The organism is Paenibacillus sp. BJ-4 (genome assembly GCF_020404765.1).
GTDB lineage: Bacteria > Bacillota > Bacilli > Paenibacillales > Paenibacillaceae > Paenibacillus.
In genome coordinates this window covers 57,691-73,625 of sequence record NZ_JAIVEM010000091.1, presented here as the reverse complement: position 1 = coordinate 73,625, position 15,935 = coordinate 57,691, and the positions used below count along the sequence as shown (strand labels likewise).

Genomic DNA, 15,935 nt, shown 5'->3' with positions numbered 1-15,935 from the left:
TGTGCAAAACTTACAAACATTATCCGCACCTGTCCGGACACTATGGTCTACGGTGATCCGCTTTGCCAAAAGCAAGGATAACAGTTCGGCAGCAGTCAAAACGATGATATTCAGCATGCTGATTCTCGTCGTGAATATGCTGACTGGCGTGCTGACGGCCCGATTCTTGGGGCCTACCGGACGCGGGGAACAGACCGCAATGGTGAACTGGTCCCAGTTCCTCGCCTTCTGCATGAGCTTCGGTGTACCGTCTGCCTTGATCTACAATGCGAAAAGAAAGCCGGAGGAAACGGGCAAGCTGTATGGACTCGCCTTGCTGCTGGCTACGATGTTCGGCGGCTTGGCCACACTCGTCGGGGTGTTTCTGATTCCTTATTGGCTGCGTTCCTTTTCCTCAACGGTCATACTGTTTGCACAATGCTCCATGATGATGTGTCCGCTCATTGCGATTTCACAAATCAATAATGCATTGTTACAAGTTCGATCGGAATACAAGCAGTACAATTTGTTTCGTTATCTCGTACCGCTCTGTACGCTGCTTGGTCTGGTGATCCTGATTCTCACGGGTCATATAAGTCCGTACACCTCAGCACTGGCCTATTTGCTGCCAGGGTTGCCGATTTATATCGGAGTGACGATTCGAATGATCCGGCTGTACAAACCAAAGGTAAAGAACAGCTGGACACAATTCAAAAATCTCTTTACCTACGGTATGGGATCATACGGAAACGATCTGATGGGGCAGGTTTCTACTTATATTGATCAGATTCTGATTGCAGGCCTGCTCAGACCGGCTGATCTCGGTTTATATGCGGTAGCGGTTAGCCTGGCCCGCATGGTAAATGTATTTTCAACCTCGATTATTGTCGTGCTCTTCCCCAAAGCCTCCGGGCTGAATAAGGATGAGGCGGTAGCAATCACGTTTCGGGCATTTCGCGTGACTTCGACAGTAACCGTTCTGGCTGCTGGAATGCTGATGCTGATTGCTCCATTCGTATTTACATTGTTATATGGTCCAGAGTTTAAACAAGCACTTACGGTATTCCGGTTTCTGGTGCTTGAGGTTGCTATCAGTGGAGGAACTATGGTACTGGCACAACAATTTATGGCGCTGGGTAAGCCCAAGCTGGTGACCATTTTACAAGGTGTCGGCTTGGCGCTCGTTATTCCATTGTTGTCCATACTTGTTCCAAGATACGGTTTGACGGGTGCAGGGATAGCTATGCTGTCCTCGGGGATTCTACGGTTCGTTTTCATTTTATGCAATGTTAGATTCGTTCTAAAAATGAAAATTCCAAGACTGGTTATTTCCAAACAAGATTTTCAATGGCTCCGATCAACAATGTCACATTACATCCGGAAAAAGCCAGTTAACGGTTAGATAAAGAAGGAGGCACCCGCTAATGAACCACATGTCTAGCGTTCCCGCGGACAATCGGATATCCGTAGTTATTATCGCTCAGGATGACGGCATTCGCATCTCAGCTGCGATTGAATCCTGCAAGCCCTTTGCGGACGATATCGTCGTCATTGACGGAGGGAGCAAGGACAATACGATTCAGGTAGCAGAATCATTGGGCTGTCGGGTGTTTTCCAACCCGTGGCCAGGCTATGCAAAGCAGCGCATGTTCGGCGTTGATAAAGCGGAATTTGATTGGATTTTTCTGATTGATACGGACGAAGTGGTAGATGCAGAGCTGCTTGGAGATTTGCTGAAGGTGAAGGAAACACTTCATGATCCGGCCAAAGCATATTCCGTGTTTCGGATTGGCGATTTTCTTGGCAAATGGATGAACAAAGGCGAGTACCTCGTTCGTCTGTACAATCGGCGTATTTATGGCATTACGAACAGTCTTGTTCATGAAATGCCGGATGTTGCTTCTTCACAGATCATCAATCTGAACGGGGTGCTATGGCACTACGGCTTCCGCAGCATCAGTGATCATATGACCCGTTTTAACAAATATACGGACCTGGAAGCGGAGACGGCATTTAACAAAGGCAAATCCTTTCGGATTACCAGACTGCTGTTACGGCCTCCTGCCCGCTTTGTGCAGAAGTATTTTGTTCAGGGTTTATACCGCAAGGGGTTGGCAGGTTTTGCCGTAGCGGTCTTCTGGGTGATGTATGAGTTTCTCGTCTGCTTCAAGCATTATGAGCTGACCAAGCGGCGAAAAAAGATAGAGATTGTGGATGACGGACAGACCGACCAGAAAGGAGAAACCAGCTATGTCGTACAATAACGGATTTCGCATTGCGGCAACGGGGCTTAGCTGGCCGTCCCTGCAGCCAGGTGGTCTAAACACGTATTTCAAATCCATCTGTGAGCAGTTGACGGCAGAGCGCAATACGCTGGATGCTTTGATCTGTACTGACGAGCAGCCGCAGGCGCAAGGACGTATCCGAATTCATTCGATTGGGAGCAAGCAGCAATCCATTTGGAAGCGTAGAGACCTGATGCAAAAATATGCAGCAGAGCTGTTCGACAAGCAGCCTGTGGATGTGCTTTATTCCCATTTTGCCCCCTATGGTGTCGGACCGGCACTGGAGGCAAAAAAACGCGGGATTCCCGTAGTTACTACCTTCCACGGCCCGTGGACAGAGGAAATGAAGATCGAAGGGCAGGGCCTTAAGCATCTGCTGAAAACGACATTGGCTAAATCCATTGAGATGAAGGCCTATGGTTTGGCGGACAAATTTATAGTGCTGAGTGAGACGTTTCGGGATATTTTGCATGAGCACTATAAGGTTCCGCTTAGCAAAATCCATATCATTCCCGGTGCGGCGAATGTAGAAAGGTTCCATCCGGCAGAGGATCGGGGAGCGGTGCGGGAACGGCTGAATTTGCCACAAAATGCGACGATTGTGCTGACCGTTCGCCGTCTTGTTAACCGAATGGGCCTGCTACAGCTGCTGGAAGCATGGCGACGGGTAACTGAGCGTCATCCTGATCATCTGCTGCTGATTGGGGGGAAGGGCCCCTTGATGGAGGAATTGGCTTCCAAGGTAGTGGAATACAATCTTCATAACCACGTAAGGCTGCTCGGTTATGTATCAGATGAGGAGCTTCCGTTGTATCATCAGGCTTCAAATCTATTCGTGGTGCCGACACAGGCGCTGGAGGGCTTCGGCCTGATCACGGTGGAGGCGATGGCTTCAGGGCTGCCGGTAATGGCTACTCCTGTGGGCGGCAACAAGGAGATTTTAAGAGGATTCCGTCCCGAGCTATTGTTCCAGGGAACAGACAGCGAGGCCATTACTCAGGGACTACTGCGTGCGCTGGATCATCCTGAGCTGCTTCCGAATGCAAGGGAGTGCCGGGACCATGTGCTGAGCAAATATACGTGGGGACATGTAGCGGAGCAGGTGGAAGATGTGTTCCGGCAGGTCCTTGACAGAAAGGCGGCGGCGAAATGATGAGAGTGGCTTATATTGACCATACGGCAAGATGGAGCGGCGGCGAGGTCGCGTTGTATAACATTTTGACGAATATCGGAGAACATATCGACCCGCTTGTCGTTTTGGCGGAGGAGGGCGATTTGGCAGATCGGCTTCGGCAGCGTGATATTGACGTGCGTATTGTTCCACTGGACGATTCGATTCGTAATCGGGGACGGAACGCCGTGAATCTGGGTGCGCCTGCGGCAGCCTACCGACTGCTTGCTTACGGTAGAAAACTTGCGCCTTTGCTCCGCGAGGAAAAGGTCGTGTGTGTCCACACAAACTCGCTCAAGTCTGCGTTGTATGGTGCAGTGGCTGCCAAGTCGGCAAAGCTTCCGTTGATCTGGCACATCCGTGATCACATTGGTCCGCCTTACCTGAAGCCGATCGTAGCCAAAGGCATTCGGCTGATGTCGCGTTTTTTGCCCAATGGAGTCATTGCCAATTCCAAATCCACGCTAAGTGCGTTGGAGTTGCCCCCGGACAAAAAGACGCTCGTCGTCTACTCCGCTTTTGCCAAAGCCATCACGGCTCGTGATGCGTCTGCAAGCTCACGGAATGATGACTCGTTTAACGTCGTACTGGTCGGCAGGCTGGCGGAATGGAAGGGGCAGCATATTTTACTGGAAGCAGCCCGCTCCTTTTTACCGGATAAGCGGGTGAAATTCTGGCTGGCCGGAGATGCATTGTTCGGTGAAGAGGAATATAAAAGCCGCTTGGAATCCACGATGCGCGAATACGGGCTGGATAATGTCAATCTGCTGGGACACGTCGACGACATTCAAGGTTTGATGCAACGCTGTGATTTGCTGATTCATACCTCTATTACGCCGGAACCATTCGGTCAGGTCATCATTGAGGGCATGGCGGCAGGACTGCCGGTGATTGCCTCAAATGAGGGTGGACCCAAGGAAACCGTGGTACCGGGCGAAACCGGACTACTTATTGAACCGGGTGACCCAGCCAAGCTGGAGACCGCCATCCGCTGGATGCTGGAGCATCCACAGGAGCGTCAGCAAATGGGTGAGAAAGGGATGGAACGGGTCAAGCAGCATTTTGTCATCGAGAACACGGTGAAGGATATAGTTCATTACTATAAGGGTTTGTTGGCAGGAGTCTGACCGACATTCGCGTTAAAGGATGATTCAGATGAAAATAGCGATAGCACACGATTACTTAATCCAAATGGGCGGGGCAGAAAGGGTGGTAGAGGTATTCCACGATATGTATCCGGAGGCTCCGATCTTCACAACGGTGTTCAGCGACGAACGCCTGTCGAGCAACTTGAAGGATGCAGATATTAGAGCCACCTGGCTGCAGAACCTCCCGGGAGTGAAGGCCAATTTCAAAGGAGTGCTGCCGCTGTATCCCATCGCTATCCGTGATTTTGATTTTAGGGATTTCGACATTGTTTTAAGCTCCAGCAGCGCATTTATGAAAAGCATCCAGGTACCTAAACATACGTTTCACATTTGTTACTGTCACACACCGATGCGGTTTGCCTGGGATTACGATACATATATGGCCCGGCAGTCCAAATCCAACCTACTCAAAAGCATGCTAAAGCTGTACATGAATCGGTTGAAAACATGGGATGCCAAAACTTCTCGCAACGTAGACCAGTTTGTCGCCAATTCTTCCGTTGTCAAGCGGAGAATTCTGCACTACTACCAACGGGAGGCGGATGTCATTTTCCCTCCTATTAATACATCCCGTTTCGAACGTGCTACAAGCATCGGTGATTATTACCTGATCGTATCCCGATTGGTGTCCTACAAGCGCATCGATCTGGCGATCGAGGCATTCAAACGCAACGGTCTCAAGCTACGCATTGTCGGTGAAGGACCGGACCGTAAAAGACTGGAGGCCATGGCTTCGCCGAACATTGAGTTTCTCGGCAGGCTTGAGGATCAAGAGGTTAACAAGCTGATGGCAGAATGCCGGGCGCTCGTTTTTCCGGGTGAAGAAGACTTCGGTATTACGCCTTTGGAGGCGAATGCAGCCGGAAGGCCTGTTATCGCTTTTCAGGGCGGAGGCGCGCTGGATACCATTGTCCCTAATGTGAACGGTGTGTTTTTCCGCAAACATCAGGTGGACGATGTGCTAGAGGCAGTCGCTAGGGTCGAGCAGCATGCATGGAATGTGGATGACATCATCTCCCATGCCCGTAAATTTGATGAAAATACGTTCAAGGATCAATTGAAAAAGTATGTAGAGCAAGCCTATGTGAACTTTCTAAAAGGAGGATGAACGGAATGAAGCTGGCTGTAATCGGTACTGGATACGTTGGGCTCGTCTCGGGCGTGTGTTTTGCACATAAAGGTAATGAGGTGATTTGTGTCGATCTGGAGCAGTATAAAATCGACATGCTGAACCGGGCAGAATCTCCGATTTATGAACCTGGCATTGAGGAATTGATCTCGCTAAATCTGGAAGCTGGCCGTTTGGAGTTCACTTCGGATTTGGCCGATGCGGTACGTCGGTCGGATATCGTCATTTTGGCGGTAGGAACGCCTTCTCTGGCTAACGGTGAGGCAAATCTGTCTTACATTGAGCAGGCGGCTGCCGATGTCGGAAAAGCGATGAACGGGTACAAGATTATTATGACCAAGAGTACCGTACCTGTTGGAACGAACGAAAAGATCAAAGGCGTGTTGGCTCAGCATACGAATTTGTCCTTCGACATCGTATCCGCGCCGGAATTTCTGAGAGAGGGCTCTGCCATCAACGATACACTTCACCCGGATCGCGTCATTATAGGTCTGGACAACGCAGGGCTACGTGAAACGATGGTTACGCTGCATCAGGTGTTCACAGATAAAATCTATGTGACGGATATCCGCAGCGCTGAAATGATCAAATATGCATCCAACGCATTTCTGGCAACCAAAATTTCATTCATCAATGAAATTGCCAATATTTGCGAAAAGGTTGGCGCGGACGTTACCTGCGTGGCTGACGGTATGGGGATGGACAAACGGATTGGCTCCTCTTTCCTGCAAGCAGGTATCGGGTACGGAGGCTCTTGCTTCCCGAAAGATACCAATGCGCTTATCCAAATTGCGGGTAATGTAGATTATGAATTTAAATTGTTAAAATCAGTGGTCGAGGTTAACACCGATCAGCGCTTCATGATCGTATCCAAGCTGCGTGAATCGCTGGGTCAGCTGCATGGCGTGCCGATTGGTATTTGGGGCTTGGCTTTCAAACCGAATACAGATGACATTCGTGAAGCACCGGCTTTGGAAATTGTAGAAACGCTTATTCAGGCAGGCGCTATTGTGAAGCTGTATGATCCGATTGCGATGGATAAGTTCAAGGAGCGTGTGGATCACCCGAATATTGTATGGTGCTCATCCCCGCAGCAAGCCGCCGAAGGAAGCGATGCCGTGTGCTTGCTGACAGATTGGGAAGAGTTCAAGAAAGTTGACCTCGTACAACTGGCTTCCCTGTTGCACAAGCCTGTTCTGATTGACGGTCGTAACGTATTCACAGAGGATCAGATTCAAAGCTCCGGGCTGGAATACTACTCTGTGGGTCGTCCGCGGATGAGCGGGTGGAACAGAGATAAGGTTGAGGCTTAAAAAGTGACTTTGGCGGTGTTAGAGGCGCTGCGCGTGCAGATTGTTCTTCCGATTGCTGTTACCCCCGGATTTTCTTGATTGTATAAACATTCAAAGGTTAAAATCCGGGGATAAAGGCAAACGCTGACGCTTCTTCAGAACAATTCTGCCCGCTCCGCTGCTTTCCGCCGTGGGGTCACGATTTTTAACCTCCCACTTTATGTGGGGAGGTAGAAGAGGGTATCGTAAGAAGCGGCACGGCTGAAGGCGCTCCTTACGATCAAGCACGCCATGCAGCTGCTGAGGGCAATCTTGGCGAGGCGTTATAAAAAAACCTTGATTACTTGAAGCTTGCAAGCACGGCAGGCAAGCGCCGAGTTCCCGAATGTCTTTACAGGCTGACCGGACATGAATAGTCCGGTCGTGCCTTTTGCAATAAACGGTATGATCGGCATGATGCATTTTTGAGTAGCGCAGGGATGGATTTGAATCTGGAGAAGCGTAGTGTTCGCCTTTGGGCCGGGATTCAAACCTTTATACGATTTTATACAATCGAATGAATCCCGGTCCAATAGCGATCATAAGATCAAATGCATTCCGTAGCGGGTAGTCAACTCATCATCAGAACGATCATACACACATTATAGAGAGGAAGTGGAGAGTTATGAAGCTCGTACTTTTGTCTGGTGGTTCCGGTAAAAGATTATGGCCTTTGTCCAATGATTCCCGTTCCAAACAATTTTTGAAGGTTCTGGAGAGCCCGGAGGGGGTTTCGGAATCTATGGTACAACGGGTATGGAGACAGTTGGGGGACAACCAATTATCCCATTCCTCGTTTATTGCGACAGGGAGAGCTCAAGTCGAAATGATCCAGAGTCAGGTCGGACAGAATACGCGCATCATCGTTGAGCCTGAACGCAGAGATACCTTTCCTGCCATTGCGCTGACAGCGACTTATCTGTATTCCATCGCTGGTGTTTCGCCTGATGAAGTTATTGCTATATTGCCTGTAGATCCTTATGTAGAGGATGCCTTCTTTGCTACAGTTGCCCAGTTGGAGCACACACTGCAGGAGAGTGAAGGCAAGCTTGCATTAATTGGGGTCGTCCCTTCCTATCCATCTGAGAAATATGGTTATATTATTCCGAAAAATGATGCCGTACAAGGTAGCACAGGCTACCGCGAAGTAAGCCATTTTCAAGAGAAACCCGACCGTGAGCAGGCGGAGCGTCTAATTGAACGCAATGCTCTATGGAACTGCGGGGTTTTTGCATTCAAATTAAGCTATTTGCTTGATATTTTGGCAGCCAAGGGCTTGCCGCTGAACTATGAAGAAATGCAAAAGCAATACGCATCTCTGGAAAAAATCAGCTTTGACTATGAAGTAGTCGAGAAGGAAAAGGACATCGTGGTTCTTCCGTATGATGGATTCTGGAAGGACTTGGGTACCTGGAATACGCTTACTGAGGAAATGTCCCATCAGCAAGTGGGTAGAGGGGTAGTGACGGAGGATTGTGTCAACACAAGTCTCATTAACGAGCTGGACATTCCTGTAGCGATTATCGGGACCAATGATCTCATTGTTGCAGCCAGCCCGGACGGCATTCTTGTCACTAATAAGGCGGAAAGTCCACGCATTAAGGAAGTGCTCAAAGCTCATGATCAGCGGCCGATGTACGAGGAGCGTCGTTGGGGGCAGTATCGGGTTGTGGATTATGTTAAGTATGATGAAGGCAACGAAGTGCTGACCAAACGAATCCGTGTGCGGAAAGGTAAAAACATCAGCTACCAGTTGCATTTCAAACGCAGTGAAATTTGGACCATTATTAGTGGTGAAGCGGAAATTATTTTGAATGAAAAGCTGCACAAAGTGAAGGCTGGTGATGTCGTGCGTATTCCTGAAGGAACGAAGCATAGCATTTTGGCCGTGACCGATGTGGATTTGATTGAAGTGCAGACGGGGTCTGAGCTGGTCGAAGAGGATATTGTACGTTTTTGCATGGATTGGAATGAAATTTCCCGTCACCAATTTATTTCATAAATTTTTTCGTAAAAATGAAAAAAAATACGAATTGACGAACGTTTATAACCCGAAATGTCGAAAATGCGCGAAAACCTGTAAATCCATGAACATGTCCTATTAAATTTTGGCAAAAGAAAGTCGATACTTAGGGTAAGAAGGAATCCAAACTCCTTCCAACGATAAACGCAGCCCTGTCGAAAGGCAGGTACGCAAAGCTAAAGGGCCTTCCGCAGGGATGGCAGCCTGGCTACCGAAAGGAAGAGCAAAAAGTGAGATTCAATTTTATTCCTCTGTATCGACTGATACGTCATGCACTCCCCGTAGTTATGCTTTTTTCTTTGTTGCCCGTCGGTTTTGGTGAATCTCTGTCTGTGGCGAATGCCGCTGCATTACAACCTGTTAATTCGGACGCTTCTACTCAGGCCCGTGAACTATACAGCTATTTACTCAGCATCTCGGGGAAAAAAATAATCACCGGTCAGCATGATTATTTGGAGAGTCCGGATGAATTAAGTAACAAGGTCCAAAAAATCAGTCAGGCGAATGTGGGTGTGCACGGCTATGAGATGGGAGCCATCTCAGGTCAATCTGCCGCTTCGGAAGCAGCACAACGTAAAAATGTTGTCGATAGCGCGATCCGCTGGAGCAGATCCGGCGGTATTGTGACGATGACTTTTCATGAAGCGCTGCCGGGTAGACCACTGACTTGGGCCAATGTGCAGGCGAAAGTAAGCCAGACGGAGTTCAATAAATACGTGACGCCAGGCACTGCGCAGTATAACCTCCTCATTGCCGATCTGGATAAGGTCGCTGTATCGCTAAAGCAGCTTCGTGATGCGGGTGTTCCGGTTTTATGGAGACCTTATCACGAAATGAACGGTGACTGGTTCTGGTGGGGAAACAAAAACAATTTCAATCAGCTATGGAATATCATGTATGACCGTTTTGTAAACACACATCAACTAGACAATCTGCTGTGGGTATGGAGCCCGAATGCTCCTAATTCATATACCTTCCCGTATACCCCTAAATATCCGGGGGATGACAAAGTAGATATTTTGGCTGTAGACATTTACAACAATGATTTTGAACAAAGCCATTATGAAGGTCTGCTCGGGTTGGCAGGAGATAAGCCGATTGCCATTGGGGAACACGGTGAGATGCCCAGCTCTGAGGTATTACAGACTCAGCCCAAATGGGTGTATTCCATGACTTGGGGAAAGATGCTGACCGAGAATAACACAACGGATCAAATTCAGAATTATATGAATGGTTCGAGGAGCTTGACGCGAGATGATGTGAAAAATGGATTGGCAGCAGTTCAACAACCTGGGACGGATGTACCAACCCTACCGGACGAGGGGCAAAGCGAGCCTATCCCGGCTCCGCCAGTAGTGATCGTTCCCCCACCTCCGGCTCCTCCTTCTGTTCCGGATATGGTTTATGCGAATGGGCTGCGGGGTGAATATTTTAACAACATGAATCTGGATGGTAGTGCTGCTTTGACCCGTACAGATAGCAAGCTGGACTATAACTGGCGTGCTGTCGCAGCTGATGCAAGGGTGAACGCTGATCGGTTCTCCGTTCGCTGGACAGGTAAAATGAAGCCACAATATAGTGAGACCTATACGTTTACAACGATATCCGATGATGGAATCCGGGTATGGGTAGACGGCAAGCTGATTATTGATAGCTGGTTTAAGCAAAGCTGGACAGAGCGCAAGGGCAGTATCACCTTGCAAGCAGGTAAAATGGTAGATTTAAAAGTTGAATACTATGATGAATATGGCGACGCGATGGCACGTCTGATGTGGGAAAGTCAGCATGAAGCGAAAGCGGTGGTTCCCGGTAACGCTTTGTTTCTTCCTTAATAGATTCTCTTTCCCGGTCAAAAATTTTGAGGAGAGAGGGTGGATCATATGATGAAAAAATGGTTGACCCACAGGTATACGCCAGTATTATCCGGGCTGCTGGGGGTCGTAGCTATAGCGCTGATCGCTTGGTTGATTTACACGCCTTCAAGGAGCGTAGAACTGCCGACGGATAAAGTAGCGGCAGCCAGTCCAGTATGGAAGCTGGGACAGAGGGATGATTCTTCAGCGGAATTTAGAGGAGTGGTTGGTAGAGACAATATCAACATTCCTACAGCCTCTGCTTCTACCGAGTCGTCGGCTAAAGGGGTATCGTCTGCAACGTCCATAGCAGAGAATACAACGGCCCCAGTATTGCTCAGCAGTGGAGATATTCCTCCCGGCTTGAATGCGTCCACGAATCCTGAACTGTCGCTCCAGTATAAGCTGGATCAAGTTCCTCCCAATGGGGTGATATTCCGTGTACGGATTTTGGATGCGGGCAAAGCTGTTCCACAAATGGCTGTATTTTCAAATTATCAGCTGTCCGGTATCATTCAAATCGCCGGGGTTTCCGGTACGGGCAGTGCATATAATTACAAAAGCAACTACGAACTGTATATCCCCAAAGAGCAATTGCAAAGCGGTGTTAACGTACTCAAGCTAAAGACAGCGCGCTGCCTATACTGCTCCTCTGCAGAAGATAAAAATGTGTGGTGGACTTGGGATGACTTGAGCTTGGAGACGTTAGCTTCACCTGCTACCGAGCCGATACACGGTAAATATATACTGACCGGAACAAATGTGAACAACAAAGAGTTCTATTATGATCAGGGTGCGGTTAAGCATTTACCATACGTTCTTAAATGGCTGGGAATTGCTTATAGCGGCAATGTCATGAGGGTCACCTGTGCCAGTAATGTGGGCAAGGCATGTACAGACGTGGATGATTACTATCAAACGCTGAAGCAGTATAATATGCAATCGTCCGCTTTGTACTTATATACAGGCGATATCAAGCTGCAAAAGGATGGTTCTCTGCCGGAGACGGCCAAGCAAAAATTGCGCGATTATGTAAAAAAATATGGTTCATACCTTCAATATTATGAAGTAGATAACGAACCCGGATTGTTTAATCGCTCGAAGGCAGTCAATCTGGCTGTGGCTCAGTGGTTGAATACGGAAGGCAAGCAATTGGCACCGCATCTCAAAACCGTAGCGCCGGGATGGGCCTATTGGCCTACGTATTCCACAAAGGCGTGCAAAAATCAAGCCGGAGGTACGCTTAAATGCGGTGACCCGGATGGATGGGAACGAGATCCGGCTCAGCGTAAGCAACTGGAAGACGTCACCGACCTGACCAACGGACATGCCTATGGCGAATCCTATAACGAAGAGGGTGGAGGCAGCTTCGTTCAAAATCTGAAAACCTTTGGCGGTTCGAGCAACGGGCTGGCCAAGAAGATGCTGAACACGGAGTTCGGTACGAACGATACGCATCGGGACAACCCGGATTACGGGGCTAGTCAGCCGCAAGCAGCCGCTTTTGACCGGATTATGCGTTCGCAAATCGGATTTGTTGATATGTTTATCCAGCATGCTGCGTTTTATAAGGATTATACGCTCTTTAAAACCGGCTTTGATCTGCAAAACCACAACCCGGCTAGCACCGAAATCTACCCGTTTGGGCAAGGACAGGATAGTCGTGTAAAGATCATGAGACGCTTGAGTCTGGCGTATGCTACCCATGGTAAGCCGCTGACTTATACGGTGCTGAATCCAGAGGATACCAAGGATAAGATGGTCTATGTTCGTGCAGTGGACACGTCCAAGCTTAAACCGCTGGCAGGCAGCGGTGCCACCTCGGACAAATTGCTGGTGAATCTGGTGAATTTTGAAGATTCAGCACAGACCATTCGTGTACGAGTAACGATGCCGAAAGCTGGTGTGTACACCGGTGAACGTTTTGGAGCCGGGGCTACCTACAGCCAGGCACAGCGTTCCATATCAGGACTCAAGGCTTCACCTGCCCTTGATTTTGAAGAAAAGCTGGGTCCTGGTGAATCGGTACAATATATTTTGAAATTAAAGAGTACAGATCAGTCTACAGCTTCAGCCCCAACAGGGGTAGAAGCCGTCCCTGTTCAGGATGGGGCAGTAAAGATTGACTGGCTTCAGGCAGAAGGCGTATCCTCCTATGATGTACTGCGTGCGGATGGGACAGACGGGGCGTATCAGGTAATTGCCTCGCAAGTAGCGGGAAGCACCTATACAGATCGTACGGTGAAAGTCGGTAGCCACTACGCATACAAAGTCCGAGCGACTGGAGGCACCCAGGTTTCCAGGGCTGCCGAGGTCGCTTAATCACCCCCAGGCAGTATAGGACCTTGACTGAGGAATATCTGTTTTGACGTCGCAAAAAAACAAAAAAGAACCTATCAGGAAAAATAGGACCTGACAGGTTCTTTTTTTATTCGTAAATCGTACTGAATTGGCAATACATTACGTATAATGGAGAAAAAAACACGAAAATCCTTTAACATTCTCGCCATAAGACGACAACATTACAGGTATGTATTCATATATAATAGGTTTGTTCATGGCTATACATACATGGTTTGTAGGGAATTCTTTTTCCATTGACCAAGAATAATAAAGTGAGGTTAGTGCTGAATGAACAAGGAGACAGAATCAAGGGGGAACAGCCCTCTTCTTCGAAACAACGCACGGAGAGCAGATAAACCAATCATCCACCTAGACATCCGTGACATCTTGCTCCAATGCGGCATCACGATGCCAGAATGTCTAGAGAGCGACCCAGATAAAATCAAGTGCCGGAAGGACAAGCGCGTGTAAATTCCTTCCGGCTGCAAGCACTATTGAAAAGACATGAAGTGGCGGCAGCCATTCTTATTCCATCATTCGTTCCATACGCACAAACGCGATAAAGCGCTTAGCTTCTTCCTCAGACAAGGTCCGTCCGTCAATTGTCAGGTTGAAACGTCGCAGAATATCCTCATCGGACAGTTCCAGCTGATCCACAAACTCTCTCACATCTGAATCCAATATCGCTGTAGGCTGGCTTGTGCGTCCTACCAAGTAATCAATGGTTACCCCGAAAATATCGGCAAGCTTGTTCAGGATCTCAAAGTCTGGTTTGCGTCTATTTTTTTCATAGTGAGAAAGAGCCGCCCGCGTAATTCCGAGGGATTGTGCTAGTTCCTCTTGTTTTAATCCCTTATGTTCTCGTAATTCAGCGATGCGGGTTCCATAATTCATCTGTTTTTCCTCCTGAATCCAAGGTTAAGAAAGATGCAATTTTACGCTTGACAAGATACGATTTGTATCATAAATTAAGTTATATAAGTTACAAAAGTTACATAATGTATCTATATTTCGTATTTTTAACGTAAATCATGGTTTATATACCTTAACAGGCCACCGACAATTAAGCAGTTGTGCTTATTCGCTGGCTAGACCTTCTGTGCGCTATTATATAACATTTTACTATAGATTAGAGGCTCATGCACCGTTCTTTTCCCCGGTATGCAGAGGATCAGTACAAGCGTTATCACATCGAAAACAAGTCAATCAGGGGAGGTCTGGTCTTGTGCAGTTGAAAGAGTATATCCGTGTGATCCGAAAAAGAATGTGGTTAATTGGTGGTATCGTGCTGCTGGTGTGTGCTGTAATGGGCATAAAAAATGTATATTTTACCCCTCAGGTTTATGAAGCGACCGCAAAGCTCATTATCAACCAGACGCCGCGGCCGGATCGGGCAGGTGTCGTCGATTACAGCGTCGTACAAACGAATATAGCCTTAACGAACTCCTATAAGCAAATTATGATCTCCTCGGCGATTATGGATCAAGTGGTCGCCAGCTTCCCCGATCTTAAGGTTACTCCGTCAGTTCTGGCGCAAAAATTAAGAGTGAACACCGCCGGTGATTCACAGGTCATGGATGTGACAGTCCGCGACTTATCGTATACGAAGGCTGTGAAAACCGTCAATGCGGTAGCCAAAGTATTCAAACGACAAATTCCCTCTATCATGAAAATGGACAATGTCACAATTCTAAGTGAAGCCAGCTTGACTGACCCGGCAATTCCCGTGAACAGTAATCCCGCTGTACAGATGTTTATTGCCTTTGCCACCTCCTTGTTGCTGGGTATAGGCTTGGCGTTTTTGCTGGAGGTATTGGATGACACCTTTAAGAATGAAGAGGATATTGAAAAAGAACTCGGTCTGCCTACCCTGTCTCTGATTACGAAAATGAAAAAAGAAGATAAACGCTCTGACAGCTCCACTACAACTCCAAAACAGGTAGGTGAAGGACAATATGCCGCGATTAATCAATAATCAGCTGGTCACATCCCTGCATGCCCAGTCTTCCGTTTCGGAGGAGTATCGTATGCTTCGCACAAACATCCAGTTTTCCTCTATAGATGAGCCGATTGAGGTTATGATGGTGGCGTCTGCCCAGGCAGGTGAAGGGAGGACGGTCACGATTAGCAATTTGGCTGTAACCTATGCGCAAGAGGGAAAAAAGGTGCTGGTTATGGATATGGATTTGCGTCGCTCCTCCTTGCATCATATGTTTGGCTTGCGCAATCATACGGGGCTGACACGGGTGCTTGCCAATCAACAGGCGTGGCAGGATGTAGTTCAGGAAACCGGGATTGACCAACTATATACAATTACGGCCGGACCGAACCCGCCTAATCCTTCCGAGATGCTCAGTTCCCGCAGAATGAAGGCTCTACTGGTTGAGTTAAAAGAACATTATGATGTGATCCTGATGGATACGCCACCATTACTGTCTTTTCCGGATGGTCTCATTGTTAGCGCCATGTGTGATGGTGTCATTTTGGTAGTGCAGGCAGGGAAGGTCAAAAAGGATGTCGTTAAGAAGGCGAAGGCAAATTTAGAAAGAGTCAAGGCGCGCATTTTGGGCGTAGTACTCAACAATGTGAAACGATCGAATCCCCGCACGCAGCGTGGTATGGAGGAACGCAACCTGACATAACTAAAAAGAGGGAGAATGAGAAGAGTATAAA

Annotated in this window: 12 protein-coding genes and 1 riboswitch; of the genes, 11 read left to right on the top strand and 1 reads right to left on the bottom strand. The window is 48.2% G+C overall.

All coding sequences use genetic code 11. From position 1 onward, the window contains the following. Position 1: 1 nt before the first annotated feature. The 9 genes from LCF57_RS16380 (at position 2) to LCF57_RS16340 (ending at position 13,241) form a co-directional block, all read left to right on the top strand. Positions 2–1,381, top strand: coding sequence for a lipopolysaccharide biosynthesis protein (locus tag LCF57_RS16380; RefSeq protein WP_226001661.1), 1,380 nt, complete (start codon positions 2–4; stop codon positions 1,379–1,381). Between the two features lie 22 nt (positions 1,382–1,403). Continuing rightward, positions 1,404–2,243, top strand: a complete 840-nt coding sequence (locus LCF57_RS16375) for a glycosyltransferase family 2 protein (protein WP_226001660.1) — start codon at positions 1,404–1,406, stop codon at positions 2,241–2,243. Beyond that, positions 2,230–3,417, top strand: a complete 1,188-nt coding sequence (locus LCF57_RS16370; RefSeq protein ID WP_226001659.1) for a glycosyltransferase family 4 protein — start codon at positions 2,230–2,232, stop codon at positions 3,415–3,417. The genes LCF57_RS16375 and LCF57_RS16370 overlap by 14 nt, the downstream gene beginning before the upstream one ends. Beyond that, a complete protein-coding gene (locus tag LCF57_RS16365; RefSeq protein ID WP_226001658.1) occupies positions 3,414–4,562 on the top strand; it encodes a glycosyltransferase family 4 protein in 1,149 nt (382 codons plus the stop codon). The genes LCF57_RS16370 and LCF57_RS16365 overlap by 4 nt, the downstream gene beginning before the upstream one ends. A gap of 28 nt (positions 4,563–4,590) precedes the next feature. Then, the gene (locus LCF57_RS16360; RefSeq protein WP_226001657.1) at positions 4,591–5,691 is read left to right on the top strand and encodes a glycosyltransferase; all 1,101 of its coding nucleotides are present in this window, start codon (positions 4,591–4,593) and stop codon (positions 5,689–5,691) included. Between the two features lie 5 nt (positions 5,692–5,696). After that, positions 5,697–7,025 carry a UDP-glucose dehydrogenase family protein gene (locus tag LCF57_RS16355; protein WP_226001656.1) on the top strand — a complete coding sequence of 443 codons (1,329 nt, stop codon included), beginning with the start codon at positions 5,697–5,699 and terminating at the stop codon, positions 7,023–7,025. 643 nt (positions 7,026–7,668) lie between these two features. Then, a complete protein-coding gene (locus LCF57_RS16350) occupies positions 7,669–9,045 on the top strand; it encodes a sugar phosphate nucleotidyltransferase (protein WP_226001655.1) in 1,377 nt (458 codons plus the stop codon). A 156-nt stretch (positions 9,046–9,201) separates the two neighbouring features. Then, a riboswitch (cyclic di-GMP riboswitch) is annotated at positions 9,202–9,282 on the top strand. A 14-nt stretch (positions 9,283–9,296) separates the two neighbouring features. Then, positions 9,297–10,898 (top strand): glycosyl hydrolase, encoded by a 1,602-nt coding sequence (locus tag LCF57_RS16345; protein ID WP_226001654.1) that lies wholly within the window; start codon positions 9,297–9,299, stop codon positions 10,896–10,898. A 48-nt stretch (positions 10,899–10,946) separates the two neighbouring features. Continuing rightward, positions 10,947–13,241: a hypothetical protein gene (locus LCF57_RS16340; RefSeq protein ID WP_226001653.1), complete on the top strand. Its 2,295-nt coding sequence runs from the start codon at positions 10,947–10,949 to the stop codon at positions 13,239–13,241. A gap of 546 nt (positions 13,242–13,787) precedes the next feature. Here the strand turns inward: LCF57_RS16340 and LCF57_RS16335 are convergent. Next, positions 13,788–14,156 carry a helix-turn-helix domain-containing protein gene (locus LCF57_RS16335; protein WP_226001652.1) on the bottom strand — a complete coding sequence of 123 codons (369 nt, stop codon included), beginning with the start codon at positions 14,154–14,156 and terminating at the stop codon, positions 13,788–13,790. Between the two features lie 331 nt (positions 14,157–14,487). Between LCF57_RS16335 and LCF57_RS16330 the strand changes: the two genes are divergently transcribed. Both LCF57_RS16330 and LCF57_RS16325 read left to right on the top strand, forming a co-directional pair. After that, positions 14,488–15,237 carry a YveK family protein gene (locus tag LCF57_RS16330; RefSeq protein WP_226001651.1) on the top strand — a complete coding sequence of 250 codons (750 nt, stop codon included), beginning with the start codon at positions 14,488–14,490 and terminating at the stop codon, positions 15,235–15,237. Next, complete coding sequence (locus LCF57_RS16325) at positions 15,218–15,904, top strand: CpsD/CapB family tyrosine-protein kinase (RefSeq protein WP_226001650.1); 687 nt, start codon at positions 15,218–15,220, stop codon at positions 15,902–15,904. Before LCF57_RS16330 ends, LCF57_RS16325 begins: the two co-directional genes overlap by 20 nt. Positions 15,905–15,935 lie beyond the last annotated feature (31 nt).

What these genes read in the sequence shown, in the direction of transcription:
- LCF57_RS16375 (WP_226001660.1), top strand. Translation starts at nt 1,404, where the DNA reads ATGAACCACATGTCTAGCGTTCCCGCGGACAATCGGATATCCGTAGTT.
- LCF57_RS16370 (WP_226001659.1), top strand. Translation starts at nt 2,230, where the DNA reads ATGTCGTACAATAACGGATTTCGCATTGCGGCAACGGGGCTTAGCTGG.
- LCF57_RS16365 (WP_226001658.1), top strand. Translation starts at nt 3,414, where the DNA reads ATGATGAGAGTGGCTTATATTGACCATACGGCAAGATGGAGCGGCGGC.
- LCF57_RS16360 (WP_226001657.1), top strand. Translation starts at nt 4,591, where the DNA reads ATGAAAATAGCGATAGCACACGATTACTTAATCCAAATGGGCGGGGCA.
- LCF57_RS16355 (WP_226001656.1), top strand. Translation starts at nt 5,697, where the DNA reads ATGAAGCTGGCTGTAATCGGTACTGGATACGTTGGGCTCGTCTCGGGC.
- LCF57_RS16350 (WP_226001655.1), top strand. Translation starts at nt 7,669, where the DNA reads ATGAAGCTCGTACTTTTGTCTGGTGGTTCCGGTAAAAGATTATGGCCT.
- LCF57_RS16340 (WP_226001653.1), top strand. Translation starts at nt 10,947, where the DNA reads ATGATGAAAAAATGGTTGACCCACAGGTATACGCCAGTATTATCCGGG.
- LCF57_RS16335 (WP_226001652.1), bottom strand. Translation starts at nt 14,156, where the DNA reads ATGAATTATGGAACCCGCATCGCTGAATTACGAGAACATAAGGGATTA.
- LCF57_RS16325 (WP_226001650.1), top strand. Translation starts at nt 15,218, where the DNA reads ATGCCGCGATTAATCAATAATCAGCTGGTCACATCCCTGCATGCCCAG.